Below are 26,305 nucleotides of genomic sequence, written 5' to 3' on the forward strand. Positions count from 1 at the left end.
GGGCTTGGCTCATGGCGCTGGTAGTTGGGTGACAGGATTCAACAGTGTACTCAAAAGCAACCTGGCCCTGAAAAATGGCAGGCTGCGAGTTGGAATATGATCACCCATATCTAAACAACTACGTAGTACATTAATGATGCGCATGACCGATTGCTGGTCGCGCAGCAAAATGGCAATGCTAATTAATTGAAGCGTATTTTCGTATTCAAAAAGATTGGAAAATTGCGGGGCGCCGACATATTCGTAAGGCCCAAATTCTGGAAATTCGAGTGCAGCATCCTGTTGGAATAATTGATATGCATCATTCCATTTTTCAAATGCATCGACAATGGCGACAAGGCGCGAGGCAAGTTCATTGATGGGGATGCCTGCGGTGTAGTCCAACATCCAGATCCAAAATAGTTCGAGATGCAAGAACTGATAAATCGAATTTTCACTTTGCGTTGTACTGGCTACTTTTTTATTATCATGTCCTACTTTAATGAGAAGAAGTTGATTTTCCCGTGTTTTATTGTAAAGCTCTTCGTAGAGGAATTGTTGCCGACGCCGTTCGTGAAAGACGCTATTTTTCATGGCGAAGTACCATTTTTCTTGTTTGGCGCAGATTTCTGCAAGATTTTGTCTGACTTGCGTTCAATGTAAATACCTAAGATACCTGGTTGTGCGAAATGGAAAATGGGCTATTGTTTTTCACTCCAATGCCAGATGGTTTCACCGTATGCCGCATCATCAAAAACAGGCATGATTTGGCCTTGCTCAAAATGGCTGCGGCTGTGTAACTTTGCTGGGGTTTCCCAGAAACCTGTTTGAGAGCAGGGCTGGCCACCCTCGACGCGTCCCTTGCGTATCAGTGGTTCTGTTTCCTGACTGGTGTAGCGGCCTTCTTCCCATAACTGTCGTGCATAATCGACCAGATCTTTGGGGTAGACCAGATGGTCGATCCGGCTGTCGTCCAGGTCGAGTATAAAGACGGTCGCACCCGCTTCAAAGGCCCAGTAACCGTAATACGCGGCATAGCCTTCCTCGTTGATGTTGAGATGCTCATCGTACCAGCGTGGATGATTTTTCATGGCCGGATACCACTGTTTCAAATACTTCTGGAGCAGGGCTAAGGCAGCGTTGTCGTCTTCTTCATAGAATACTTGCAGCAGGGTGTTGTAGGGCTTGCTGATAATGCAGGTCTCCAGGTCTTGACTGTCCTCGACATTTGCGCCAATCAATTGTTCGAACAGCCCATCGCGGCCACGGTGGCTGCGCAGTACGTGAATAATACGTCGCACCGAACGCTGATCGCGCAGCAGGATGGCGATGCTGAGCAGTTGTAGTGTGTCCTCATAGTCGGAAAGGGTGGAAAACTGCGGCGCACCCTCATATTCATATGGCCCATCTTCTGGAAAATCGAGCGCTAATTCTTGCTGATAGAGTTGATCCACCTCATTCCATTCTTCAAATTTATCCACGATGTCTGCAATGCGCGGCGCCAGTGCATCAATCGGTTCACCTGCCGTATAGTCGAGTATCCATATCCAGAACGCTTCCAAATACAAAAACTGGTAAATGACAGTTTGACTTTGTGTCGACTCAGCGATATTTTTGTTGAGAAGTTGTCCTTCAAATAATTCGAGTTGGTTTTTTCGCGTGTTATGGTAAATGTCTTCATGGAGAAATTTTTGCCGGCGCCGCGCATTGAATGAACTGGTACTCATTGTTTCCCTGTAAGCTAAACACCGTGGAACATCAATATATATATATATATATATATATCAGCGCTGACGAATTTCGAGGGAAGCATCTCCCATGCTGTCATTGAGGTTACTGTTCCGTACTCCAATACCAAATGGTTTCTCCATATCTAGAGTCATCGAAAACTGGCATTCTGTCACCTTCCTCAAAATGGCTACGGCTGTGTAACTTTGCTTGGGTTTCCCAGAAGCCGGTTTGCGGGCAAGGTTGGCCTCCCTCGACACGACCGGCCTTATTTATTAAGTCAGTATCCATGCTTGTGTAACGGTGTTCCGCGCGTAACTTGCGGCCATAATTGACCAGGTCTTTGGGGTAGACAAGATGATCAATAGCGCTGTCGTCCAGGTCGAGAATAAAGACCGCCGTTCCGACTTCAAATGCCCAATAGCCATAGTAGCCGGCATAGCCCCCTTCGCTGATTCTAAGATGCTCGTCATGCCAGCGTGGATGATCCTTCATTGCCGGATACCACTGTTGCAGATATTTCTTGAGCAAGGTGAGTGTGGCCGTTTCATCTTCTTCATAAAACACACGTAGCAAGGTGTCATAAGGGGCGCCAAGTACACAGGTATCGCGCTCGACGACGTTGTCGGCATAAGCACTGATCAATTGCTCGAACAGGCCATCTTGACCGCGATGGCTACGAAGTACGTGAATGATACGTTGGACCGAACGCTGATCGCGTACCAATATGGCAATGCTCAGCAGTTGCAGCGTGTCTTCGTAGTCGGAAAGTATCGAGAAATCGGGCGCCCCCGAATATTTATACGGACCATATTCAGGCAGCTTCAGCGCACACTCCTGTTGATACCTTTGATCCACTTCGTTCCACTCTTCAAATTTGTCCACAATATCGGCGATTCGAGGCGCCAGTTGATCGAGGGCTATGCCTGCCGTGTAGTCAAGCATCCATATCCAGAGCAATTCCAGATACAGAAAATGATGAACGGAGGAACTTTCGCCTATCGAATATGCATCCTTTCTGTTTTCCTCTCCTCCCCGGATCAAGGAAAGTTGATTTGTCCGTGTTTTTTGATAAAGTTCTTCATGGAGAAAATGCTGTCTACGTCGTTGATGAAAGGGTAAATCTTCCATGGTTACGTGCTTTTCTCTTGGGTAAATTGTATTCGTGTCAAAGAAGGTACGCGTATCTCGAACCGCAATGCATGATTGCCTTTTTCAATCGAGCATCAGGTCGATGGTCTCGAATCTCAGTACCGTCGCTGTTTCTTCATGCGTTCAGGAAGCGCCACACCGTCAAGCCATAGGCGGAATCCAGACTGCTCATAATCTCGCCCTGTTCAAGTCGCCGGGTTTGCGGCGGAATGTCCAGCGCTTGCCATTGTCCGGCCTGCGGGCAGGCCTCGCTGGCGTAGGCGCGCAATTCCAAAGGCTCCGGCGCTGGCGCGGCGTCACTCGGGCCGCCGTTATTTTGGCGCTGACGCAGTTCGGCGCTGGGCCAGTCGCTGTCGGCATCGAAGCGCCGCATCCAGCGCAGCGAGTCGGCGTCGTTGAAGCGTTCGTTGGGGTCGCCGTCCCATTGGCCAAAGCCCAGCAGCGCCATGTGATCGTCGCGGATCGGCTTGAGCAGCTTGTTGAGTAGCGCCGGCAATTCCGGTACGCCATCCTCTACCGGGTAGAGTGCCGGCTCCTCGCCCAGTTCGATCCATAGGCCGGAATCGAGCTCGTCGATCCGGATTTGCGGATGCTGCAGGCTGAGTTTTATCTGGTCGCGGCTGAGGTCCAATTTTTCACGCCACGTATCCGATAGCAAAAAGCCCCAGGTTGGCGGGCGGATGCCGTCTGCCAGCGAGCCGTTCATGGAAAAAGGATAATCAATATCCAAACCAAAAAATCGCGGCGCCAGAGAGCGTTCCCACACGGCCACTTCTGAGCGGGTGCCGAAGGCAAGCGGATTGGCCATCGAAAAGCCGCTGTAAACCTGATCAGGTTTTAGTTTTTCTATGGTTTCCAGAACAAACTGCCGCCACGCATTCTTGTTGTCCTTCCACCATGACCAGCGATAGTAGAATTGAATGGATGTGTAAACCTTGTTTGATGGTTCGGGATTGTCATTCATATAGTCCCGCATTTTCCAGAAATATCCAGCAGTAGAAGGAGACGAGTTATGTTTTTTCTGATCGGTAAAATTGAAGGCGAAATAGTCTGTTTTTCTTGTTTTTCGAGCAAATTCACGCAGATCTGGCAAACGCTTTGAGCCGTAAGGGTGAGGACGTTCCGAATCGGGATGCGTGCCAATAAGATAGGGATTCCTTGTCAGTCGTTCAAATTCCTCATGAATACCCACCATCAGCAGTGACGTATCAAGGTGATGCTTAGTGTTGTAGAGGAAATAGAAAGTAATAAATGGAGACACACCTAGATCTTGATTTCCATCGTCACAGGACATGTTTGGCCATTCCTTGAGGTCCGCAACCATTCCCTCTACATCTTCGGCAGTAAAAAAACGTTCCGTTGTGCTCATCTTTTCTCCTCTCACGTCGTTGTTTTTTATACCTTCAGAAAATGCCATACCGTCAAGCCACAGGCAGCATCCAGATTGCTCATGATCTCGCCCTGTTCCAATTTGCGGGTTGGCAGCCGAATGTCCAGTGCTTGCCGCTGACCGGCCTGCGTAGTCGCGCCATTTCAAAGGCTCGTGCGCTGACGCAGTTCGGCGCTGGGGCAGTCGCTGGCTGTGCCAGATGGGAAATTGGCTATTGTTCTTCACTCCAATGCCAGATGGTTTCACCGTATGCCGCATCATCAAAAACAGGCATGACTTGGCCTTGCTCAAAATGGCTACGGCTGTGTAATTTTGCTGGGGTTTCCCAGAAGCCAGTTTGGGGGCAGGGTTGGCCGCCCTCGACGCACACATTGCGTATCAGAGGTTCTGTGCCCAGGCTAGTGTAGCGGCCATCTTTCCGTAGCTGGCGTGCATAATCGACCAGGTCCTTGGGATAAACCAGATGGTCGATTTGGCTGTCGTCCAGGTCGAGTAAAAAAACCGTCGCACCCGCTTCATATGCCCAGTAACCGTAATAGGGCGCGTTGCCTTCGTCCCGGATTCTTAGATGTCCGTCGTACCAGCGGGGATGATTTTTCATGGCCGGATACCACTGTTTCAGGTATTTTTGGAGCAGGTCGAGCGTGGCCTTCTCATCTTTCTCATAGAACACTTGCAGCAGGGTGTCATAGGGCTTGCCGATGATACAGGTGTCGAGGGCTTGTCCATCTTCAACATAGCCATCAACTAGTTGCTCGAATAATCCATCGACGCCACGATGACTGCGTAGGATGTGAACGATACGTTTGACCGTATGTAGATCGCGCAGCAAGATGGCAATACTGAGCAGTTGCAGTGTGTCCTGATAGTCGGAAAGGATGGGAAACTCCGGTGCTCCCTCATATTCGTACGGCCCAAACTCTGGAAACTCGAGCGCTGCCTCCTGTTGACAGAATTGATCGACCTCATTCCATTCTTCAAACTTATCCACGATGCCGGTGATACGCGGTGCCAGTGCATCGATCGGCTCACCCGCCGTATAGTCGAGCATCCATATCCAGAACGCTTCTAAATATAAAAACTGATACACTGAGGAATTTTCCAGCGTCGAGTCGGCTACTTTTTTGTTTTCAATGCCCCCATTAATTAACGAAAATTGATTTACCCTCGTTTTGTTATAAAGATCTTCGAAGAGAAATTGCTGTCGGCGACGCATGTCGAACGGGGTTGTCATCATTGTTTTTCCGTCGTTTTTTCTGATTGCTGGCGCAGCTCGGCGCTGGGCAAGTCGCTGATTGTGCTAGATCGAAAATGGGCTATTGTTCTTCACTCCAATGCCAGATGGTTTCACCGTATGCAGCATCATTAAAAACAGGCATGATTTGGCCCTGCTCAAAATGGCTGCGGCTGTGTAACTTTGCTGGGGTTTCCCAGAAACCTGTTTGAGGGCAGGGCTGGCCACCCTCGACGCGTCCCTTGCGTATCAGTGGTTCTGTTTCCTGACTGGTGTAGCGGCCCTCTTCCCATAACTGTCGTGCATAATCGACCAGGTCTTTGGGGTAGACCAAATGGTCGATCTGGCTGTCGTCCAGGTCGAGTATAAAGACGGCCGCCCCCGCTTCAAAGGCCCAGTAACCGTAATACGCGGCATAGCCTTCCTCGTTGATGTTGAGATGCTCATCGTACCAGCGCGGATGATTTTTCATGGCTGGATACCATTGTTTCAGGTATTTCTGAAGCAGGACTAAGCTAGCTTTCTCATCTTCCTCATAGAATACTTGCAGTAGGGTGTCGTAGGGCTTGCCGATAATGCAGGTATCCAGCTCTTGACTGTCCTCGACATATGCGCCAATCAAATGCTCGAATAGCCCATCGTTGCCACGGTGGCTGCGCAGCACGTGGATGATGCGTCGCACCGAACACTGATCGCGTAGCAGGATGGCGATGCTGAGTAGTTGAAGCGTGTCTTCATAATCGGAAAGGATGGAAAACTGTGGTGCTCCCTCGTATTCGTATGGTCCATACTCTGGAAGCTCAAGCGCCGCTTCCTGCTGATAGAGTTGATCCACTTCGTTCCATTCTTCAAATTTATCCACGATGTCTGCGATGCGCGGAGCCAGTGAATCAATCGACTCGCCAGCCGTATAGTCGAGCATCCAGATCCAGAATTCTTCTAAATACAAAAAATGATGGACTGAAGATTTTCCCTGCATTGAGTCGGTTATTCTTTTATTTTCGAGTTCAACATCTATTATCGCGAGTTGATTTTTTCTTGTCTTCGCGTATAGATCCTCGTAAAGGAATTGCTGGCGGCGGCGCTGGTGAAATGGCAGAATTTCCATTGTTATTTTCTCTTGGATCTATTATTTGAAATTGGTTTGCCTGATTTTTTATCTTTTTCTGGTGGCTCTTGTTGAGTGGTGATATTCTTCGATGATATTTTTTTGGCGCGCCTACGATTTTTTTCTATGAGGTCGATTTCAATATAATCAAACGTATCGCTTATGCCGTGAGTTTTTTTGTGTTTGTCATGTATTTTTATATTGTAGTGATCGCCTGAGGCGAGTAACTCCAATGTCGCTTCAAGATGATCGACAACTCCAGGCGCTGCTACTAACTTGAGCTTGCCGTTTGGGTGGCCTGCCGTCACGAAAGGATTGGAGAACGCGGTGCTTCCCAGCATCAGATACACCCAGCGGTTTTTTAAGTTTCTGTCTAATTTCATTGCGGGGGTTTTTGTGCTGTTGCGTAGCCATTCTATGCCCATCTGTGTACCCTTGATACGATCACTGAGCAAAGTCCATAACATCAGCTCTCTATCGTTGAGGGATGCTGGGGGGCGTGGGATGTTGCCACGTTCCACTTCCTTTTGCAGCCGCTGGAACAGCGTGTAGGCACTGCCACTGAATTTTGCTTCGATGAAATGGAAAGTATCACTATTCGTCTGCCAGATGGTATCCACACCATTCTGTACCATTTTTTTTAAGTCTTCGGGTACAAGCTCTGTCGGGCGTCTGTGTGCGTTATCGGGGCCAACAATGCGCGGGTAGTCAAAGCGCCATTTTCCATTAACGTTACCGTGCGGCCAGGCGGTGGCTTTTTTAAGCACGTGTTCCATATGGTAATAATCTGCCATATGCTCGCCGAGGAGTCCCTTTGGCCCGAATGGCACTTCAGACAGCAATTGCCGAATCGGCCGCGACGTATTCTTGGCCGGCGCGGTGCCGCCGTCGCTGCTCTGGCGGTGCGAGTCGTCCACGGGTTTGTGTTCCTTGCCCTTGCCCGGCGAGTCCCGTTCTTTGGTTTTTGCTTTGGCATCCACGCCCTTGGAATTTTTATCTGAGCTTGTTGTGGGCGACTTGAACTGGGCGTTGGCGCTGTGCGGATGCGTGTTGCCTGGCTTGTGATTGTGCCTGGCTGCCGTATTGGCGCCGGTGCCGGCTGCGACGGCGATTTTTTTTGCAGCCCACAAGGCGTCTTCACCCAGCATGTCTTCGATCAAGTCCTGCAGCGCCTTGGCGCCCTGCGCAATGCCGGCTTTGAGCGGACCGCGCACCGCCTCGACTTGCGGCTTCATGTCGCGCGCCAAGTGCTGCAAGTCCGACGGCAGCCACCAATGGCTGGTCGACAGGTAGCCGAGCAATTGCACGCAGTTGTCCAGCGCGCTCATGGCCGTGCTGATTGCCAGCTGGGTGTTTTGCGCCCACTGGAAGGTTTTCAGGAATTTGATCGCGGCGCCCTTGCTCTTGCCCAGCATGGCTTCGATCATGACATTGCCGCCAGCGGCCGCCGCGCCAACCTCCTTGCGGTACTTGCGCAAAGGCTTGATGATGGTCTTGAACAGGCTGCCGACTTCCGGAATGCAGCCGAACGCCGCCAGCGCCATGTCGACCCAGTCATCGCGGGTCGCGCGCGACACGCCTTTCCTGCCGACGCGGTAGATCATGCCCGAGACATCGCGCACATCCATCACCTGGTCAACCACGGGGATCAGGGAAATGGCGCCGCCAACGATCATGGCGGCCTTGCCCTGGTCATCCTCAAAGTCGCCGAGGATCAGGTCCTTGAAAAACTCCACGATCTCATCGACAAAGTTCTGGCTCATGGCTTGGGCTCCGGCTTACTGGTTTTTCGGGCTGCCTCCAGCAATGCGGATGCCTGTTTCAACTGCTGCCTCGCTTGCTGTAGACGTGGCTCCGCTACCAATGGCGGCGCCACCCAGTCGCGCTGGTCCTCACCATATTCAATGTGATACGCGCCGGGAGGAATGTTTTCGAGGCGGGCATGGCCCTTGTCGTTAAGCAATCCACTCAGCGACGTGCCGTTGGCGAACGTGATTTTGTAGGGGGAGTTAATGACAGGTTCGAGATCGCCATAATGCAGGTTCAGCTCGACTGCCCGGCCCAGGTCGGCCGCATTCGGCATCGCCGGCAACGTGGGCTGGCTGCTCGCTGGCCCCGTCAATTCCTTCATGCTGGCGTTGAAATCGATCTTGCCCGGTCCATGCAGCATGATGTTGCCGCCTTCGAGGCGCATGTACGCGCCCTGGGCTGTCATCAGGATGTGCTGCTTGGCCGCCGCCGTGACGCTCTTGGCAGTGCTGCTGACGGTAACGGCCTTGTCCGCCGTCAGCCGTGTCGCATCGGACTGGCTTTGACTGCTGACCTTGCCGCTGGCCGCATGCAGGCGGATGCCGGTTTCCTGGTTGGGCTTGTCCTTGCTGCTGGCCTTGCCGTAGGTGAACAGGCTGATGCCCTTGCCCAGCGCGTACAGGCTGTTGCCCTGCGCGGCAAAGTTGAGGTCCGCGCCCGCCGCCAGACTGCCATTGCCGCCAGCGACCAGCACGGCGTTGGCCGGCGTGGTGGCGGCGATGCCGGACGGACTGGACAATTGCAGCTGCGGGTCGCCATACGCGCTGGCCTGGCCTTCGCCGCCCGCCGCCTGCTGACCCTGGCCCATCGTGGCGGCGCCCTCGGCCGTCGCGCCCAAGACCTCGATGCTGTGCTGCATCTGGGCGAGGGCGGGGAGCTGGGCGGCTGGCGAAGGCGTCTCCGGCTGCTCCGGCGTGGCAGCGGAAGCTGACTCGGCCGCACCGGCTGTGGCCGGGCTGGGCATTTCGAGTGCGAAATGTTTTTGCGCCTGCTCGGCCAGCGAAGTCTGCAGTTGCAAGCTTTGCGTGAGCTGTTCCAGCGCTTCCTGCGCATCCATGTGGCTGCCGCCAGCATCGCGGCCATGCGCCGACAGCAGCATGCCCGCTCCCGCGCGCAGGGCGGCGCTGTGTTCCGTTTTCAGCTCGGCGCCAAAGCCTGTCGGCGCCAGCCGCTGGTTGTCGCTCTGGTGTCGCAAATGGCCCAGGTTCAGTTCGGCCGTGCCCTGGTGAGGGCCGGCGTGGCGCTGCAAGGCGACGCGGCCCTGGCCCGGGCTGTCGTCGAACACCAGCTGGCTGTAGGCGCCGCCGCCGCCCTGGCTGGCCTGCATGGCTTGCGTCTTGATGCCCGACAAGGCGGCCGGATGGGCATGGGCGCCGGCCTGGCCGGGAAACCAGGCCGGCGCGTTGCCCGTCGCCGCGCCCGTGCCTTGGCTGACCTGGTTGTTTTGCGCGTCGGCCTGGCCGCGGCCGTTGTACAGCGTGCCGATGACGACGGGGCGGTCGATATTGCCTTCCAGGAAATCGACGAGCACTTCCTGGCCCACGCGGGGCAGGGCGTTGCTGCCCCAGTTGGCGCCGGCGACGGGCGCCAGCGGCGTGGCCACCCTGACCCAGGTGCCGGCGCTGTCGTCGCCGGGCGCACCCGTGTGGCCGTCGGCCGCCGGATGCGCCAGCCGGCTATGGCTTTGCGCCCCCCGCTGCCAGTGGAATTGCACCTTGATGCGGTGGTCGCGGTCCGTATGCAGCTGGGCGCCGGCCGGGCCGACGACGATGGCGGTCTGCTGGCCCATGATGACGGGGCGCGGATGCAGCAGCTGGCCGTGGTCGTTGGCATAGGTGCTGCGGTAGGGGACCTTGCTGCGGATGGCGTCGATGCGGTTGCGGTAGGGCGGGCGTTCGCTGATGGAGTCGCCGACGGCGTGCAGGCTGCCGGCCGCCTCTTCGCCGATCAGCGCGTCGAGCAAGCCCCGGCCGAAGCGCTGCAGCATACCGCCGCCCAGTTCCGCATCGAGGTTGTTATGCATCAGGTGCACCGTGCGGGTGACGAGGAAGCTAGCAGCGTCGCCACCGCCCGCCGCATCCGTTTGCGCCTGGCCGCTCAGGGTAAACGTGGTGCCGGGCACCAGGGTGCGTACGGTGCCGGCGCCGGTAAACACTTCCCTGGCCGCCGTCAGCGCCTGCAACTGGCGCTCGGCCAGCCGTTGTCCGTGTTCGCGCGACGGGTAGGCATAGGCGCCGGGCGCGTCTCGGCTGACCAGCGCCATCGTTCCGTCATGGGCGCAGGCGGCGCTGATGGGGCGCTGGCCCAGCGCGCGGTAGTCCCAGCTGGACAGTTCGATACCGTTGGTTTGCTGGCGCAGCTGCATGCGCCAGCGGTCCATCGTGTCTTGCGGCATGACGGCGCCTGGCTGGCTGTAGGCGATGCTGGCCTGGGCGTTGGGCTTGAAGCTGCCGTTGTGGTCGGCGATGACGAGGGTGTGGCTGCCCAGGCTGGCGCTGCCCGCGTCGCCCGTGTGTTCGGCATAATAAAACAGGCCTTCCTCGCTCATCAGCCGCTCGGCAAAGGCCCAGTCGCTTTCCTGGTACTGGCTGCAGATACTGCGTTTCGGATAGGCCGCGCGGTCGAGCAGGTCGAAGCGCCAGGCGGGCGCCAGCATGCCCTGGCCCTGGTAGCGGGCGAAGATGACTTCGAGGATATCCGGTACCGCCAAGTCCTGGAAGACGCGGCTGTCGCGGCCGTGGGCCAGGAAGGCCGTCCATGGCTGCATGGTCAGGTTATAGCGGGCAAAGCCGCCGTTCGCGCCCGCCAGTTCGGCCGCGGTGACATGGCCGTGGAAAGGGCGCCAGTCCTCGGTGCCGGCGGCCGTGCGCAATTCCAGCAGGATGGGCTGGCCGATCAGCGACTTGAGGGGAATGGCCGCATCGAGTGACAGGGCGGCGACGTGGAAGACATAGCCCAGTCCCAGGCCTTCCTCGCCGCGCACGCATTCGGCCAGCAGCTTGTCCGGGCCCAGGGGCGTGCTCAGCTTCAGCCGGCGCGTGGCCTGCGAAAAGCCGCCCGCCGGCGACGGCGAACTGGATGACGAGGATGCTGCGCTTGCGTGGGTGGTATCGGGCATTGCCTGGCGCTCCGTGTGGCGGATGGTACGGATTTGCAGTGGACGCGATGATTTATTTGTAAGATTACACCCTAGAAATAATTATTTAACAAGCGCGATTCGATTGAAATGCATATATGCAAGGATGGGTATCTCACTGGCTATACCCATGCCAGCAGCGCGGCTCAAGCACAAATAGAAATGATTCTCATTTATAATTCAGGCAAGGTCGTGAATGATGGGCGGGCGCCAGCGCGCCGCGGGCAGTGGAGGAGGGCACAATGCACAGTTTGTATGGTATCGAGGAGAGCATCGCGCGCGAGCATCGCGTGCTGATGGGAGAGTACGGCCGCGCGCAGGCGCGTTGCAGTGCGATGCAGGCCGAACAGGCGGCACAGGCGGCCCGGATTGCGCAGCTTGAAGCGCAACTGATGCGCGCGCAGGCGCAGGTCGTCATTCGCGACACGAAACTGGCGTTGGCGCGCGAAGAACTGGCCGAACTGGCGGCCGCCGCGCCGGGTCTGCCCACGCGGGCACGGCTGGCGCGCAAGGTCGAGTGGCTCAGCGAACGGGTGCAAGACCTGATGCGCGAGTTGCTGCGCCTGCAGTGGGTGCCGTCGCCCTCCGTCACCCCCTTGCCCTTGCTGCAGCCCGACCTGCTGGTCGGCCTACGCGAAAAATCCGTGCTGTACGTGGGGCGGTATGCCGACCAGGCCGTCAGCGAGGATGTCCATGACGCCCAGGGCGCCAATGTAGCGCAGCAGGCCATCGAGCAGGCTGGCGGGCGCTTCCTGCACCACGCGGGTGGCGACGATGGCGCCGATGATGCGGCGGCGCTGGAAGCGGGTCTGGTGGCGGCCGACCTGGTGATTTGCCAGACGGGTTGCGTCAGCCACGATGCCTACTGGCGCGTGCATGACCATTGCAAGCGCACGGGCAAGCAATGCGTGCTGGTGGACCAGCCGCAAGCCATGCATTTCGTGCGCAAGGAAGCACTGGCCGCTTCTTGACGCCGGATTAACGCACGCTTAATCCGCATGGGCCACAATGACCGTCCATTCGACGTTATAGAAAGCGCCCATGCTGTCCCTGCAAATCGGTCCCCTGGCCCTGCCTACAGGCTTGGTCCTGCTGTTCGCCTCCCTGTGCGTCGCCTATGGCGTGGCGTGGTGGTTGCGGCGGTATCGCCAACTGCCGGACGCCGGCCCCCTCGTTTCCGACCTGCTGATCGCCGGCCTTCTGGCGGCGCGCCTGGCGTTTGTCTTGCGCTGGCACGAACAATACCTCGCGGCTCCCTGGTCCATTTTGAATATCCGCGATGGCGGCTTCCTGGCGCCGGCCGGCATCGCCGCCGCGCTGGCCATCGCCGCGTGGCGCTGCCGGCGTCCCGCCATGGCGGCCATGCGCCGGCCGCTGGCCATCAGCGTCGCGTCCGGCGCGCTGGCCTGGGGCGTGTTGAGCGCAGGGATGGGGCTGGCGTATGACAAGCCGACGGCCTTGCCGGCCGTGGCCCTGCAGACGCTGGCCGGCGCGCCGACGACCCTGGCGGCGCTGGCCGGCGGCAAGCCGATGGTGGTCAACCTGTGGGCCAGCTGGTGCCCGCCATGCCGGCGCGAAATGCCCGTGCTGGCCGCCGCGCAGCAGGCGCGTGCCGATATCGTCTTCGTGTATGCGAACCAGCGCGAGGATGCGGCTGCCGCCAGCGCTTTCCTGAACAGCAGCGGCGTGACCCTGCGCAATGTGGTGCTCGACAGCGGGGCGGCGTTGGGCAAGGCGGCCGGTTCCTCGGCCCTGCCCACCACCTTGTTTTATGATGCCCAGGGGCGATTGGTCGATACCCACCTGGGCGAACTGTCCGATGCTTCGCTGGCCAGCAAGCTGCAAAAGATCGCGCCGCCCGGTTCTCTCTGATAGTATACCCCCCTATGGTATTTATTGGGGTGGAATCATGGGACACACGACGCATAACAAGACCAAGCTGCTCAATCGGGTGAAGCGTATCCGCGGCCAGGTGGAAGGCCTGGAGCGGGGGCTGGAAGAGGGCCGCGACTGCGGCGAAGTGCTGCAGCTGATCGCCGCCGTGCGCGGCGCCGTGAATGGCCTGATGGCTGAAGTCATCGAAGAACACTTGCGCGAGCACGTGGCCAGTCCCGACCTGGCCAGCGACGAGCGGGCCAGGGGCGCCGACGATATCGCCGCCATCCTGCGTACCTACCTCAAATAAGGAGAATGGCATGCAAACGCAATCCTTCAGAGAAGACCTCTCCGCCTGGCAGCACGAACACGTCTTTGGCGGGGCCAGCGACAAGGCGGAACGCCGCGCGCGCATCGTCATGTGGATCACCCTGGCCACCATGGTGCTGGAAATCGTCGCCGGCTGGTGGTACAACTCCATGGCCCTGCTGGCCGATGGCTGGCATATGAGTTCACACGCGCTGGCCATCGGCCTGGCCGCCTTTGCGTATGCGGCGGCGCGCCGCTATGCGCGCGACCCCCGCTTTGCCTTCGGCACGTGGAAGATCGAGGTGCTGGCCGGTTATACCAGCGCCATCCTGCTGCTGGGCGTGGCCGTGCTGATGGTCGTGGCCTCGCTCGAGCGCCTGTTCTCGCCGCAACCCATCCACTATCCGCAGGCGATGGCGGTGGCGGCCTTCGGCCTGGCCGTGAATCTGGTGTGCGCGCTGATCCTCGGCGGCCACCATGACCACCACCATGGCCACGGACACGATCATCACGATCATCATGGCCACCACGATCACCATGGCCATGGCGAAGACTTGAACATGAAAGCCGCGTACCTCCACGTGCTGGCCGACGCCGCCACGTCCGTGCTGGCTATCGTCGCGCTGGGCGGCGCGTGGGCTTACGGCTGGCAGTGGCTCGATCCCGTGATGGGCATCGCCGGCGCCGTGCTGGTGGCGCTGTGGGCGAAAAAGCTGATGCACGAGACGGGCAAGGTCTTGCTGGACCGCGAGATGGACCACCCCGTGGTGGATGAAATCCGCGAGGCGGTGGAGGTGGAAAGCGCCGGCGACACGCCGCGCATCGTCGACCTGCACGTGTGGCGAGTCGGCAAGCAGCTGTATTCGTGCGCCTTGTCCGTCGTCAGCCGCGACCCCGCGCTGACAGGCGCCGAGCTGCGTGCGCGCATCGGCGTCCACGAGGAGATTGTCCACAGCACCATCGAGATTATTCGCCGCCCTTGATAATGATGGTGAAAAAAGCAAGCTGATGCGGGGCGTAGGCAGTATAATGTCGGCTTTTACAGCACGCGCTGTTCACCAGACAGAGAAAAAAATGAGCACATTACCACCATGCCCGCAATGCAAATCCGAATTCACGTATGAAGACGGCAGCCAGTTGATCTGCCCTGAGTGCGCGCATGAATGGTCGGCCACGGCTGCAGATGCGGCGGAAGAGGGCGCCAAGGTGTACCGCGATTCGGCCGGCAATATCCTGCAGGACGGCGACACGGTCAGCGTCATCAAGGACTTGAAATTGAAGGGCGGCGGCGGTGTCGTCAAGATGGGCACCAAGGTCAAGAACATCCGCCTGGTCGACAGCGACCATGATATCGATTGCAAGATCGACGGCTTCGGTTCCATGAGCCTGAAGACGGAGTTCGTCAAGAAGGTGTAAGGCTTTTACCTGTAACACGGCGCGCTGGTTTCATTCCTGCGCGCCGTTTTTTTATTCAGAATCCATGCAAATCGATCATCTCCGCCAGCGCCTGCGCGCCCTCGGCGCCAAGCCCCTGCACGAACAGCGCGTGCTGCGCGACTGGATCCAGGGGCAGCCGCACGACCAGGGCCGGCGCCGCGCCGAGGATTTTTTGCCTTTGCCCGTGCGCGAGGCCTTGCCCGCGCTCGACCTTGAATTGCAGGGCATGCTGAAACTGCTCAGCACCCATCCGGGTGCGGACGGTTCCGCACGGCTGCTGGTGGGACTGCACGATGGCCAGACGGTGGAAAGCGTACTGCTGCCGCGCGACGGCCTGTGCGTGTCCAGTCAGGTCGGTTGCGCCGTCGGCTGCCAGTTCTGCATGACGGGCCGCGATGGCTTGATACGGCAAGTGACCAGCGGCGAAATCGTCGCGCAGGTAGTGCTGGCGCGTACCCTGCGTCCCGTGAAAAAAGTCGTCTTCATGGGCATGGGCGAACCGGCGCATAACCTGAACAATGTGATGGAAGCGATCGAACTGCTGGGCACCGAGGGCAATATCGGCCACAAGAACCTGGTGTTTTCCACGGTGGGCGACCCGCGCGCGTTCGAGCGCCTGCCACAGGGAAGGGTCAAGCCGGCGCTGGCGCTGTCGCTGCACACGACCAAGCCGGACTTGCGCGAACAGCTGCTGCCGCGCGCGCCCAGGCTGTCGCCGCGCGAACTGGTGGAATTCGGCGAGTCGTATGCGCGCCTGACCGGCTACCCGGTGCAGTATCAATGGACCCTGATGGAAGGCGTCAACGATGGCGACGACGAGATGGACGGCATCGTCGCGCTTCTGCAGGGCAAGTACGCGGTGCTGAACATGATCCCGTACAACACCATCGACGACTTGCCGTTCAAACGTCCCAGCTGGGAAAAGGCGCGCGCCATCGCCGCCGCCCTGCATGCGCGCGGCGTGCTGACCAAATTGCGCGATTCGGCGGGGCAGGACGTGGAAGGCGGCTGCGGGCAGTTAAGGGCGCGCGCAGCGAAAGGCAAGGTCATTCCCATCCGTGCCAGCGCCGCTTAAACTCCACCGAGCAAATCGTTTTCATTCAATATCGCGAACGCGATCTCGGGATGCGCGGCCAGGCATCGCCGCACGGCGGCCGGAATGGCGGCGCGCGTCTTGCGGCACAGGCCAGGTTGCTCTTGCAGGCGGATCTGGAAGCCGCGCACGGTGCGCACTTCCCCGCTGCCCGGCGCGATCTGCAATTGCACGCCCAGGTTGCTCTTCAATAACAGCTGCAGCTTTTGCAGCTGCGCATGCGTGGCGATGCCTTCGATGTGCGCCAGCAGGCGCTTTTCTTCCGTCAGGTTCAGCCGCAGGATGGCAAGGTCCGCCTGCGGATCGTCGAGCAGGCGCTCGCGTTTGCAGTCGCACAACTGCGGCGGACATTCCTTGCGGACTTCAAAGTCGATGATGCGCATGCTGGTGTTCCAGTGACGTTCCAATGGCGATGCCGGATGAATCCAGTATCGTCCGCCACCTGGCGCGTGTCAATCAGCGCGGGCTGACGATCAGGCGCCAGCGGATGGCACCTTGCTCGCTGCTGTGCTGATGGTGGTTTTGCGGCGGCATGATGTGGCCTTCCGTCGACACGATCTCGTGCGCGCAGCCGTCGCAGCGGTAGATACCCGAATACGGCACGGCTTCGCCGGGCGAGGTCAGTTCATCAAAACGCGGGTGCATGGAGCGGGCCACGTAGCTGGGGTTTTTGTAGTCGGCCATGGATTCCTCGGGAAGTGGGCAATGCAGCCATTCTGGCACACTATCGTGCGCGGCCTTGACCGCGTGTCTTGGCGTGCGTGTCACCCTGTGTTGTAATGTTGCTCAGCCCATTTGAACACGCAAGGCCATGAGAACCCGCATCAAGATCTGCTGTATCGCTTCCATCGACGAAGCCCAACTGGCGATTGCCGCCGGCGCCGATGCGCTGGGCCTGGTGGCGGCCATGCCGTCCGGTCCCGGCCCGATTCCCGACGCGTGCATCGCGCAAATCGCCGCCTGGACGCCGCCACCCGTCGCCACCTTCCTGCTGACCGCCGAGACGACGGCGCAGCGTATCGCCGAACACGTGCGCGCCACGCAGCCATCGACCGTGCAGATCGTCGGGCATATCGAGCCGGGCGAGGTGGCGCAGCTGGCGCGCTTGCTGCCCCACGTGCGGCGCGTGCAGGTGATCCATGTGGAAGGGCCCGAGGCTTTGGAACTGATCCACGCCTATGCGCCTCATGTACATGCCTTCTTGCTCGATTCCGGCCGCCCTGGCGCGGCCGTGCCGGAACTGGGCGGCACCGGCCGCACGCACGACTGGTCCGTCAGCGCGCGCTTCGTGCGCGCCAGCTCGCGTCCTGTCTTCCTGGCCGGCGGCCTGGACGACACCAACGTGGCTGATGCGCTGCGCCAGGTGCGTCCCTACGGCATCGACCTGTGCTCGCGCGTGCGCACCGATGGCAAGCTCGATGTCATGAAGCTGGCCTTGCTGATGGCGGCCGTGCGCGACGTGGATGCGGCGCTGTATGCGGAAGGTTAATCCGTCGTTGCCAACGCGTTCATCTCGCGCACGAACGCTTCCGTAAATGCAGCCACCATGCCGCTGGCCGCGCGCGGCGAGATCAGGCCCACGACGGAATGCGACTCCTCGTCCGGCAGCGCAATAAAACGCACGCCGGGCGGCGCCACCAGGCGCATGCTGTCGGGGACGATGGCGATGCCCATGTTGGCCTCGATCAGGTTCAGCTGCGAGGTCTTGCGCGACAGGGCGCGCGCCGCCTTGGGAAAGAAGCCCTGTGCCAGGCACAGGCCCGCTACCAGGTAGCTGAGGCCGCCGCGGTCCTTGTGCGGGATCGAGACGAACGCTTCGTCGCGCAGGGCGGTTATCGTCGTGCGCTGCAGCGCGGCCAGCGGCGACATCGCTGACACGGCCACCACCAGCTTTTCCGCAAACAGTTCGCGCACGACGATATTGGCATGCTTGCGCAGGGTTGGCAGGCGCACCAGGCCCAGGTCGGCGCGGCCTTCCTCGATGTCAAACGCCTGGTTTTCCGACGAGCCCTTTGATACATCGAGCGAGACGCCGGGGAACTGCGCCAGCAGCCGGTTCAGCACGGCGCCGATGGCGGGCGTGAGGGTGACCGAACTCGAATGCAGCAGGCGGATGATGCCTTGCGCGCCTTGTCCCACGTGGCGCGTCTGGCGCACGGTTTCATCGATGTCGTCGAGGATGCGCCTGGCCCGTTCATAAAAGACCTGTCCCGCGGGCGTGAGTTCAATATGGCGCGCGTCGCGCGTCAGCAGCAGGGCTTGCACTTCGCCCTCGAGTTCCTTGATCTGGCGGCTCAGGGCCGACTGCGCGATGTACAGCTTTTCCGCCGCACGCGAATAGCTGCCCGCATCGACGACTTCGACAAAATAGCGGAACTGTCTGATGGAAATCAATCGTATGCCTTTTCGAGATCGGTGACTGCCTGATTTGATATTAGCCTTGCCCCGGCGTTCAGGCTACAGTGGATTGGTCTGCTGTCACTGCAAAGGAAAGACCATGCTGGAATTGATCGGGGTGCTGGGATTGCTCGTCAGTATTATCGCAAAACTGATTTTCGTCCAGATCGGTGGGGCGGCTGACGGTAAAGAGGATTGATAGGGCGTCAACCCAACAGCGTGAAGCTGGGGTCAGACCCGTCGGGTCTGACCCCAGTCTCCGTCTTTGGGGTTGCCAGCATCGCGATAAATCCGTCCTGCAAGGCGATGTGCTGTACATTGCAATTCAGTGACATTTCATTCCATTCCATCAATTGTAAACCCGCACATTTGAGCGCCGCCTCGCGCGCCGTCCACGCCTGCGCCAGGGCCAATGGACGCTGCGCATCGGGGCAGGCGGCCAGCTCCTGCGCCACCTGCGGCCCCAGGTAATCGCGCGCCAGATTCGCCCAGTCGGGAACGTCCTGCACCCGCATCACGTCGATGCCGACCGCGCCATGCAGGTGGACGGCAGCCAGCGAGATCCCCTCGTCATGGCTGAACGACAGGCCCACAACGCCGCCAGCCAGCAGCAAACGGGGAGAAGAACCCGGCGTCGACTCCACTGAAATAGCTTCGATGTCCATGTTTTGCCATTGTGCGGCCGCTACGCGCACGGCCTGGCGCAGGTGTGCGCGCGCTTCCATGCGGGACGGCGGTGGCACAATGCCGATCACCAGCACGCCGTCGCCCGACCACAGCACGGTGGCATCCATCAGCTGCGATCAGCTACGCAAAGGTGCCGCTGGGCAGCCGGCCCAGTTGCTGCCGGCGGGGATGTGTTCGCCCTTCATCACCAGGGTCAAGGGACCCAGGCGTGCATTGTCGCCCACCTTGGCGCTGTACAGCACGGAGCTGCGCGGGCCCATGTAGACGCGCTGGCTGATCTCCACGTGGTCGATCTTCATCACGCGGTCTTCGAACAAATGCGTCTGCGGGCAGGTCAGGGCATTCAATTCGCTGTAGTCGCCGATGTGCACACAGTCGAATTCCGTGATGTCGGTGGTGTCCATGTAGACGCCGCGGCCGATCTTGCAGCCGAACAGGCGGAAGGCCAGCGGCAGCCACGGCGTGCCGCGCAGGTAGCGCATGAAGTTGGGCACGGCGATGCCTTCGTACAGGTTGGTCACGCCTTCCGATATCCACACGAACGGCGTCCACATGGGCGCCGCGTGCTTGCGGTAGCGTCCCAGCAGCAGCCACTTGAACAGCACGACCACTAAAAAATTGCCGATGCCGTAAGCCAGGCCGGCGATGGCCAGGTCGCTCACCACTTCGCCCCAGCGTCCCGCGCCCGCAATCGGCATCACATCGAGCACCAGTGTGTAGCCGACGGCGATCACCACCGCGTGCGGCGCGACGATGCGGAACGCTTCGATCAGGCTGCGGCCCAGGCGGCGCAACAGCGATGGCTTGAAGGTCAGGTGCTCGGCAAAGCCGCTGACCTGCTCGCGCGCGGGCAAATGCATGGGCGGGGAGCCCAGCCAAGTGTCGCCGCTGTGCATCTGTTCATTGCGCGGCGCATGCGTGTGCACGCCGATCAGCACGTGCTCGGGCAGCGTGGTGCCGTCCGGGATATAGCTGCCGTTGCCGACAAAGCTGCGGTGCGAGATGATGGTGGGACGCATGGTCATCCAGCCGCCGTCGATCTGCTCGTCGCCCAGCATGACGGCGTCGGCGATGAAGGTGTCGTCGCCCAGGGTCAGCATGTCGGGCACCACGCCCAGCGCCGTGGAAATCTCGGCGCCCTTGCCCACCTTGGCGCCCAGCAGGCGGTACCAGTACGGCGCGTACACGGTGGCGTAGATGCCGTGCAACACGTTCAGGCTCGATTCCTGGATATGGCTGACCAGCCACTTTGCGCAATAGATATTGCTGTGCACGGGCGAGCTGCCCGGCTTCAAGCGGGGCAGCGCGCCCCAGCGGATGGCGGCCGACAGCAGGGCGGTCAGCACGATCAGCACGGCGCTGGCGGGGAAGGCCAGCAGGAAGTAGCGGGCCAGCTGGGTCGTCACGTCGCGGCCCTGCAGCCACGGCATCATTTCACGCTCGTCGAACCAGTCGATCAGCACGAAGCTGGGGAAGACGGGCATGAAGAACAGCACGGCGATCAAGACCATGCCGAAGCAGAAGAACAGGGTTTCGCCCGTCAGGCGCAGGCGCGAGACGGCGGGGCGCGGCGGCTGGCTGGCCGGGTCGTAGGGGCCGATGTCGCGCGCGGGGGAACCGGTCCAGACCCTGCCCGCCGGCACGCTCACGCCATCGGCCAGCGCCGACTGGCCCTCCAGGTGGCCGAAGGCGCCTACGCTGGTATTGCCTTCCAAAATCGCGTAAGAGCTGATGCAGGCATCGTCGCCGATGCTGATCTGGCCCAGCAGCAAGCGGCCCCGTTCCACGCGGGCGTTTTCAAAGTTGACGGCATTGCCCACGCTGACGTTGTCGCCGATGACCAGCAAGTCGGGCGCGCGCAGGGTCATCGAGCCGATGACCACTTCCTTGCCCACTTTCGCGCCCAGCGCGCGCAGCCACCAGCTATTCAGCGACGAGCCGCTGAGCAGATAGGCGGGCGCCGATTCGACCAGGCGGTCGGCCAGCCACCAGCGGTAGTAGGTGACGCCCCACAGCGGATAGCTACCCGGTTTCAAACGCCCGGCGATCAGCCACTTGCCGGCAATCGCGATGGCAAATTCGGCCAATGTCGCCAGCAGGAACACGCCGATCGAGGCGGCGATGGCGCGCGGCACGGTGTCGCCCGAGTCGCCCGTGAAGAAGTGGTAGGTGAAAAACGGCGCCATCCACTGCGCCATGCGCAAGGTGACGAGGCCCGGCACGGCCGCCGCCTGGGCCGCGCCGCACAGCCAGCGCTTCATGGCCGATGGCGGCGTCCAATCCGCTTCCGGCGTGGCCAGCGCGGGCGCTTCGTTCAGCACGGCGGCGATCTTGCCGATCTGGCGATTGTGATAAATGTCGCGCACCGTCATGTGGGCGTAAGCCGGATTGGCGCGCAGGGCGGACGCCAGGCGGGCGGCCAGGAAGGAGTGGCCACCGAGGTCGCTGAAGAAGTCAAACTGGCGCCGTATCGGCTGGCCCGGGAACAGCTTGGCCAGCGCCGCGAACAGGGCCGCTTCGGCCGGCGTTTCCGGCACGTCCGATTCGCCCGCCTCGCCTGCCGGCGGCGTCGAGAGCGGCATGGCCTTCAGCGTCTTCCTGTCGATCTTGCCGGAAGTGAGGCGCGGCATCAGCGGCAGCAATTCAAAACGGCCCGGCACCATATACGGCGGCAAATGCAGGTTCAGGGCCGCGCGCAAGGTTTTCGTGGCCAGGGCATCGTCGCTCGCCTCGTCGCTGCCGACGATGTAGGCCACCAGCTGGTCGATGCCGTCATCCTTGCGCAGCAACACGGCTACCGTGCCCACGCCCGCCTGCTGCGCCAGCACGGCTTCGATCTCGCCCAGTTCCACGCGGAAGCCGCGAATTTTCACCTGGTCGTCGGCGCGGCCCAGGCACAGCACCTGGCCGTCGCCATCGATGCGCGCCAGGTCGCCCGTGCGGTACAGGCGCGCGTCATCCTCGCTGGTCGCCCACGGATTGGGCAGGAATTTTTCCAGCGTCAGGTCGGAGCGGCCCAGGTAACCCTCGGCCAGGCCGGGGCCGATGATGCATAGCTCGCCCGTCTCGCCGCGTGGCAGCAGAACCAGGGGACGGTTTTCTCCCGGCTCGGCCACCTGCAGCACCAGCAAGCCATAGTTGGGCAGCGGCGTACCGATGGTGACGGGCACGCCGGGCCGCAGGCGCGCCAGGCTGCACGAGACGGTCGCTTCGGTGGGGCCATAGGTGTTGAACATGGCGCGGCCCGGGCGCGACCAGCGCTCGACCAGGGACTCCGGGCACATCTCGCCGCCCAGGTTGATCAGGCGCAGGCTCGGTACTTCCGCGGCGAACAGGGCCAGCAGGGTCGGTACGGCGTGCAGCACGGTGACGTGGTTGGCTGCCAAGGCGCGCGGCAAGGCTTCCGGGTCTCCCGAAATCTCCTTCGGACCCAGCCACAGGGTGGCGCCCACCAGGTAGGCGATCCAGATTTCCTCGAACGACATGTCGAAGGCGACGGAAAAGCCCTGGTAGACGGTGTCGTCCTGCATCACTTCCAGCACGGCGTTTTCGCTGCGCAGGAAGTGGCAGATGCTGCGTTGATTGATCAGGATGCCCTTGGGTTTGCCCGTCGAACCGGAGGTGTAGATCACATACGCCGGGTGTTCGGGCAGGACGGCGCCGCGCGCGGGCAGGTGTTCGCCCGGCGCGGCGGGGGCCAGCAGGCTTTCCGCCGTCCACACGGGGCGTTTGATGCCAGCATCAAACAGGCGCGGCGCGAACTGCGCGCAACTGATGACGCCAGCACCGTTGGCGTCATCCAGGCATACTTGCAGGCGTTCGACGGGCGTGTCTTCATCGACGGGCAGCCAGGCGGCACCCGCCTTGGCGATCGCTGCCTGCATCAGCAGCAAATGCTTGCCGCGCGGCAGCCACAGGCCCACGATGTCGCCGGGCTTGACGCCGGCCGCCACCAGGCGCGACGCGGCGAGGCCCGCTTGCGCATCGAGTTCCGCATACGTGATGCGGCGCTCGCCGTCGATCAGGGCGGTTTGTCCGGGACAGCGGCGGGCGGTTGCCTCGAGCAGGTCGGCCAGCACTTCCTCGCGCAGCAGATCCGGTCGCGGCGGGCCGTACAGGATGTCGGCGTGGGTGGAAGGGGTGCCTGGGCTGACTGCGGTGAAATCGTTCATGGATGACGCTTATCTGTAATGCGGTGTGAGGAATCTGACGGGCTGCGCGTGGTGCGCGGCACAGTTGATACCTTACAGCACGCCAGACATTTCAGCGTTGCAGAACGGGGAATTTTGTGGATCTTTCGGCAATTATGTGGCGGCAGGATCAACTGCCATGATTACGGAATGTAAATCGCGGAAACATGGCGCCGATTTGCGCCACAGTGTGCGCCGCCGGATAGCCGTGCAGGGGGCGGCCGGCCAGCGCCGCATCCTGGCAGCCTTCGGCGCGGAACTGCTGCAGCACGTAGTTGTCGACGCCTTTCGCTGCCAGGGTGGTGGCCAGGGCCAGCAGCCGTTCGTCCGGCAGCAAGTCCGGGTGGGTGGTGGTGCGGCATTCGTAGGCCACGCCGCTGGCGAGGATGGCGTCCAGGCAGGCGCGCGCCGGGTCGCCGCTGCCGGCTACGCGGGTCACATGACGATAGTCGGCAAACGGCGCCTTGATGTCGAAGCCCACCCAATCGACCAGGGGCAGCACTTCCTGCAGGCGCTGCGGATAGATGCAAGCCGTGTGCAGGCCGACGCCGAACCCCAGCGCTTTGACGTCGAGCATGGCGCGCGCCAGCGCCGGGTCCATGCACGCTTCGCCGCCGCTGAAGACGACGGCGTCGACCAGGCCCACGCGGCGGCGCAGCCAGGTCAAGACGTCCTGCCAGGGCATGGCGCCTTCCGGCGTGCGCGCCTGCAAGTGCGGATTGTGGCAATAGCCGCAACGCCAGGGGCAGCCCTGCACGAACACCACGGCCGCCAGCTTGCCCGGATAGTCGGTGGCGGAAAAGGGCGTCAGGCCGCCCACTTTCAAATCAGCTGCCATGGCAGGCTGGCTGGCCAACCCGGGCGCTCGCTTCCGTAAAATACTGGCGCTCATGGAATTCGCCCTGCTTGCCGATGTTGAACGAAGCGACGGGGCGGTGATAGCCCATCACGCGGGTCCAGATTTCGCAGCGCTGGCGTTCGGTATCGAGCAGGGTGATGGCGGGAGTGAAGTCGGGACGTGCGTTCATGGTGTTTCCTCAAGTGATGGAACAGGGTGGGCTTGCTTGCGGGCGATCAGCTCCGCGTCGCAGGTGGGACAGAATTCATGTTTGCCGGCCAGGTAGCCATGGCGCGGGCAGATGGAAAACGTGGGAGTGACGGTGATGTAGGGCAGCGAAAAGCGGCTCAGGGCGCGTTTCACCAGCTCGCGGCAGGCATTCGCATCCGACAGCGCTTCCGTCATGTACAGGTGCAGCACCGTGCCGCCCGTGTACTTGCGCTGCAGCGCGTCCTGCAACTCCAGCGCCTCGAACGGGTCGTCCGTATGGCCCACGGGCAGCTGCGACGAGTTCGTGTAATACGGGTTGTCGCTGGTACCGGCCTGCAGGATGGCGGGATAGCGCTTGCGGTCTTCGCGGGCAAAGCGGTAGGTGGTGCCCTCGGCCGGCGTCGCTTCCAGGTTGTACATATGTCCCGTCTCTTCCTGGAATGCCACCATGCGGGCGCGCACGTGGTCGAGCAGGCGTATCGCCAGCGCATGGCCCTCGGCGGACGTGATGTCGTAAGCGTCGCCGCTGAAATTGCGGATCATCTCGTTGATGCCGTTCACCCCCAGGGTGGAAAAGTGGTTGCGCAGGGTGCCCAGGTAGCGCTTCGTGTAGGGGAACAAGCCTTGCTGCATCAGTTCCTCGATGGTGCGGCGCTTGATTTCCAGGCTGGTCTTGCCCAGCTCCAGCAGGCGGTCCAGGTCGGCCAGCAGCGCCGCCTCGTCGCCGCGCCACAAATGGCCCAGGCGCGCGCAGTTGATGGTCACCACGCCCAGGGAGCCCGTCTGCTCGGCGGAACCGAACAGGCCATTGCCCCGTTTCAGCAGTTCGCGCAAGTCCAGTTGCAAGCGGCAGCACATGGAGCGGATCATGTTCGGCTTGAGTTCCGAATTGATGAAATTCTGGAAGTAGGGCAGGCCGTAGCGGGCCGTCATTTCGAACAGGCGTTCCGCATTCTCGCTATGCCAGTCGAAATCCTCGGTAATGTTATAGGTCGGGATGGGGAAGGTGAAGACGCGGCCCTTGGCGTCGCCCGCCATCATGATCTCGATGTACGCGCGGTTGATCATGTCCATCTCCGCCTGCAGCTCGCCATAGCTGAAGTCCATCTCCTGGCCGGCGATAACGGGAATCTGCTCGCGCAGGTCGTCCGGGCAGACCCAGTCGAAGGTGAGGTTGGTAAACGGCGTCTGCGTGCCCCAGCGCGATGGCACGTTGAGGTTGAAGATCAGCTCCTGCATATACTGGCGCACGTCTTCGTAGCGCAGGCTGTCCTTGCGGATATAGGGTGCCATGTAGGTGTCGAAGGAGCTGAACGCCTGCGCGCCGGCCCATTCGTTTTGCAGGGTACCGAGAAAATTGACGATCTGGCCGATGGCGCTCGACATGTGTTTCGGCGGACCCGATTCGATCTTGCCCGGCACGCCATTCAAGCCTTCATGCAGCAGGGTGCGCAGCGACCAGCCGGCGCAATAGCCGGCCAGCATGTCGAGGTCGTGGATGTGCAGCGCCGCTTCCCGGTGCGCCGCGCCCACGTCCGGTGGATATACCTGGTCCAGCCAGTAATTGGCGATGACCTTGCCCGAGACATTGAGGATCAGGCCACCCAGGGAATACCCCTGGTTGGCGTTGGCGTTCACGCGCCAGTCGCGCCGTTCCAGGTATTCATTGATGGACGCGGCGACATCGACCTGGCCGCGTGTGGGAGAAACTGCATTCGTCGTCATGAAACCTC

Annotated in this window: 23 protein-coding genes; 7 read left to right on the plus strand and 16 right to left on the minus strand. The window is 60.6% G+C overall.

Annotated features, from left to right (window positions below):
• Positions 1 to 9: 9 nt before the first annotated feature.
• From ACQ4WL_RS26725 to ACQ4WL_RS26760, 8 genes are all read right to left on the minus strand, one after another.
• Entirely contained in the window at positions 10 to 573 is a 564-nt protein-coding gene (locus ACQ4WL_RS26725) for a hypothetical protein (protein ID WP_436512645.1), read from the minus strand.
• 107 nt (positions 574 to 680) lie between these two features.
• Entirely contained in the window at positions 681 to 1,706 is a 1,026-nt protein-coding gene (locus tag ACQ4WL_RS26730) for a PoNe immunity protein domain-containing protein (RefSeq protein WP_436512647.1), read from the minus strand.
• A gap of 106 nt (positions 1,707 to 1,812) precedes the next feature.
• Complete coding sequence (locus ACQ4WL_RS26735) at positions 1,813 to 2,838, minus strand: PoNe immunity protein domain-containing protein (RefSeq protein WP_436512649.1); 1,026 nt, start codon at positions 2,836 to 2,838, stop codon at positions 1,813 to 1,815.
• A gap of 136 nt (positions 2,839 to 2,974) precedes the next feature.
• On the minus strand, positions 2,975 to 4,228 hold the full coding sequence (locus tag ACQ4WL_RS26740; RefSeq protein ID WP_436512651.1) for a type VI immunity family protein: 1,254 nt from the start codon (positions 4,226 to 4,228) through the stop codon (positions 2,975 to 2,977).
• A gap of 232 nt (positions 4,229 to 4,460) precedes the next feature.
• Positions 4,461 to 5,486, minus strand: coding sequence for a PoNe immunity protein domain-containing protein (locus tag ACQ4WL_RS26745; protein WP_436512653.1), 1,026 nt, complete (start codon positions 5,484 to 5,486; stop codon positions 4,461 to 4,463).
• A 79-nt stretch (positions 5,487 to 5,565) separates the two neighbouring features.
• Positions 5,566 to 6,591, minus strand: a complete 1,026-nt coding sequence (locus ACQ4WL_RS26750) for a PoNe immunity protein domain-containing protein (protein ID WP_436512655.1) — start codon at positions 6,589 to 6,591, stop codon at positions 5,566 to 5,568.
• A gap of 2 nt (positions 6,592 to 6,593) precedes the next feature.
• Entirely contained in the window at positions 6,594 to 8,354 is a 1,761-nt protein-coding gene (locus tag ACQ4WL_RS26755; protein WP_436512657.1) for a hypothetical protein, read from the minus strand.
• Entirely contained in the window at positions 8,351 to 11,518 is a 3,168-nt protein-coding gene (locus ACQ4WL_RS26760) for a type VI secretion system Vgr family protein (RefSeq protein WP_436512658.1), read from the minus strand. Before ACQ4WL_RS26760 ends, ACQ4WL_RS26755 begins: the two co-directional genes overlap by 4 nt.
• Positions 11,519 to 11,928: 410 nt before the next feature.
• On the opposite strand from ACQ4WL_RS26760, the gene ACQ4WL_RS26765 reads away from it, so the two are divergent.
• The 6 genes from ACQ4WL_RS26765 to ACQ4WL_RS26790 all read left to right on the plus strand — a co-directional run bounded on the left by ACQ4WL_RS26765 (position 11,929) and on the right by ACQ4WL_RS26790 (position 16,232).
• On the plus strand, positions 11,929 to 12,507 hold the full coding sequence (locus ACQ4WL_RS26765; protein WP_436512712.1) for a DUF2325 domain-containing protein: 579 nt from the start codon (positions 11,929 to 11,931) through the stop codon (positions 12,505 to 12,507).
• Positions 12,508 to 12,577: 70 nt separating this feature from the next.
• The gene (locus ACQ4WL_RS26770; RefSeq protein WP_436512659.1) at positions 12,578 to 13,408 is read left to right on the plus strand and encodes a TlpA family protein disulfide reductase; all 831 of its coding nucleotides are present in this window, start codon (positions 12,578 to 12,580) and stop codon (positions 13,406 to 13,408) included.
• Between the two features lie 37 nt (positions 13,409 to 13,445).
• A complete protein-coding gene (locus tag ACQ4WL_RS26775) occupies positions 13,446 to 13,721 on the plus strand; it encodes a metal/formaldehyde-sensitive transcriptional repressor (protein WP_436512660.1) in 276 nt (91 codons plus the stop codon).
• A gap of 10 nt (positions 13,722 to 13,731) precedes the next feature.
• Positions 13,732 to 14,703 carry a CDF family Co(II)/Ni(II) efflux transporter DmeF gene (dmeF, locus tag ACQ4WL_RS26780; RefSeq protein WP_436512661.1) on the plus strand — a complete coding sequence of 324 codons (972 nt, stop codon included), beginning with the start codon at positions 13,732 to 13,734 and terminating at the stop codon, positions 14,701 to 14,703.
• 91 nt (positions 14,704 to 14,794) lie between these two features.
• Positions 14,795 to 15,136, plus strand: coding sequence for a zinc ribbon domain-containing protein YjdM (locus tag ACQ4WL_RS26785; protein ID WP_099759805.1), 342 nt, complete (start codon positions 14,795 to 14,797; stop codon positions 15,134 to 15,136).
• 64 nt (positions 15,137 to 15,200) lie between these two features.
• Entirely contained in the window at positions 15,201 to 16,232 is a 1,032-nt protein-coding gene (locus ACQ4WL_RS26790; protein WP_436512663.1) for an RNA methyltransferase, read from the plus strand.
• Here ACQ4WL_RS26790 and ACQ4WL_RS26795 read toward each other — a convergent pair.
• Together ACQ4WL_RS26795 and ACQ4WL_RS26800 are read right to left on the minus strand one after the other, a co-directional pair.
• Positions 16,229 to 16,633, minus strand: a complete 405-nt coding sequence (locus tag ACQ4WL_RS26795; RefSeq protein ID WP_436512665.1) for a hypothetical protein — start codon at positions 16,631 to 16,633, stop codon at positions 16,229 to 16,231. The two genes, ACQ4WL_RS26790 and ACQ4WL_RS26795, sit on opposite strands and share 4 nt — an antisense overlap.
• Positions 16,634 to 16,706: 73 nt before the next feature.
• Positions 16,707 to 16,934 (minus strand): hypothetical protein, encoded by a 228-nt coding sequence (locus ACQ4WL_RS26800; RefSeq protein ID WP_071078121.1) that lies wholly within the window; start codon positions 16,932 to 16,934, stop codon positions 16,707 to 16,709.
• Positions 16,935 to 17,061: 127 nt separating this feature from the next.
• Here ACQ4WL_RS26800 and ACQ4WL_RS26805 point away from each other — a divergent pair, with 127 nt between their 5' ends.
• The gene (locus tag ACQ4WL_RS26805; RefSeq protein WP_436512666.1) at positions 17,062 to 17,739 is read left to right on the plus strand and encodes a phosphoribosylanthranilate isomerase; all 678 of its coding nucleotides are present in this window, start codon (positions 17,062 to 17,064) and stop codon (positions 17,737 to 17,739) included.
• Here ACQ4WL_RS26805 and ACQ4WL_RS26810 read toward each other — a convergent pair.
• From ACQ4WL_RS26810 to ACQ4WL_RS26835, 6 genes are all read right to left on the minus strand, one after another.
• A complete protein-coding gene (locus ACQ4WL_RS26810) occupies positions 17,736 to 18,644 on the minus strand; it encodes a LysR family transcriptional regulator (protein WP_436512668.1) in 909 nt (302 codons plus the stop codon). The two genes, ACQ4WL_RS26805 and ACQ4WL_RS26810, sit on opposite strands and share 4 nt — an antisense overlap.
• Positions 18,645 to 18,853: 209 nt before the next feature.
• A complete protein-coding gene (locus ACQ4WL_RS26815) occupies positions 18,854 to 19,441 on the minus strand; it encodes a 4'-phosphopantetheinyl transferase family protein (protein ID WP_436512670.1) in 588 nt (195 codons plus the stop codon).
• A 9-nt stretch (positions 19,442 to 19,450) separates the two neighbouring features.
• The gene (locus tag ACQ4WL_RS26820; RefSeq protein WP_436512672.1) at positions 19,451 to 23,506 is read right to left on the minus strand and encodes a Pls/PosA family non-ribosomal peptide synthetase; all 4,056 of its coding nucleotides are present in this window, start codon (positions 23,504 to 23,506) and stop codon (positions 19,451 to 19,453) included.
• A gap of 148 nt (positions 23,507 to 23,654) precedes the next feature.
• The gene (locus ACQ4WL_RS26825) at positions 23,655 to 24,362 is read right to left on the minus strand and encodes an anaerobic ribonucleoside-triphosphate reductase activating protein (protein WP_436512674.1); all 708 of its coding nucleotides are present in this window, start codon (positions 24,360 to 24,362) and stop codon (positions 23,655 to 23,657) included.
• Positions 24,352 to 24,552, minus strand: coding sequence for an anaerobic ribonucleoside-triphosphate reductase (nrdD, locus tag ACQ4WL_RS26830; RefSeq protein ID WP_436512675.1), 201 nt, complete (start codon positions 24,550 to 24,552; stop codon positions 24,352 to 24,354). Before nrdD ends, ACQ4WL_RS26825 begins: the two co-directional genes overlap by 11 nt.
• On the minus strand, positions 24,549 to 26,297 hold the full coding sequence (locus ACQ4WL_RS26835; RefSeq protein ID WP_436512676.1) for a ribonucleoside triphosphate reductase: 1,749 nt from the start codon (positions 26,295 to 26,297) through the stop codon (positions 24,549 to 24,551). Before ACQ4WL_RS26835 ends, nrdD begins: the two co-directional genes overlap by 4 nt.
• Positions 26,298 to 26,305: the final 8 nt, after the last annotated feature.

Source organism: Janthinobacterium kochi (genome assembly GCF_051380715.1).
Classification (GTDB): Bacteria; Pseudomonadota; Gammaproteobacteria; order Burkholderiales; family Burkholderiaceae_D; genus Janthinobacterium.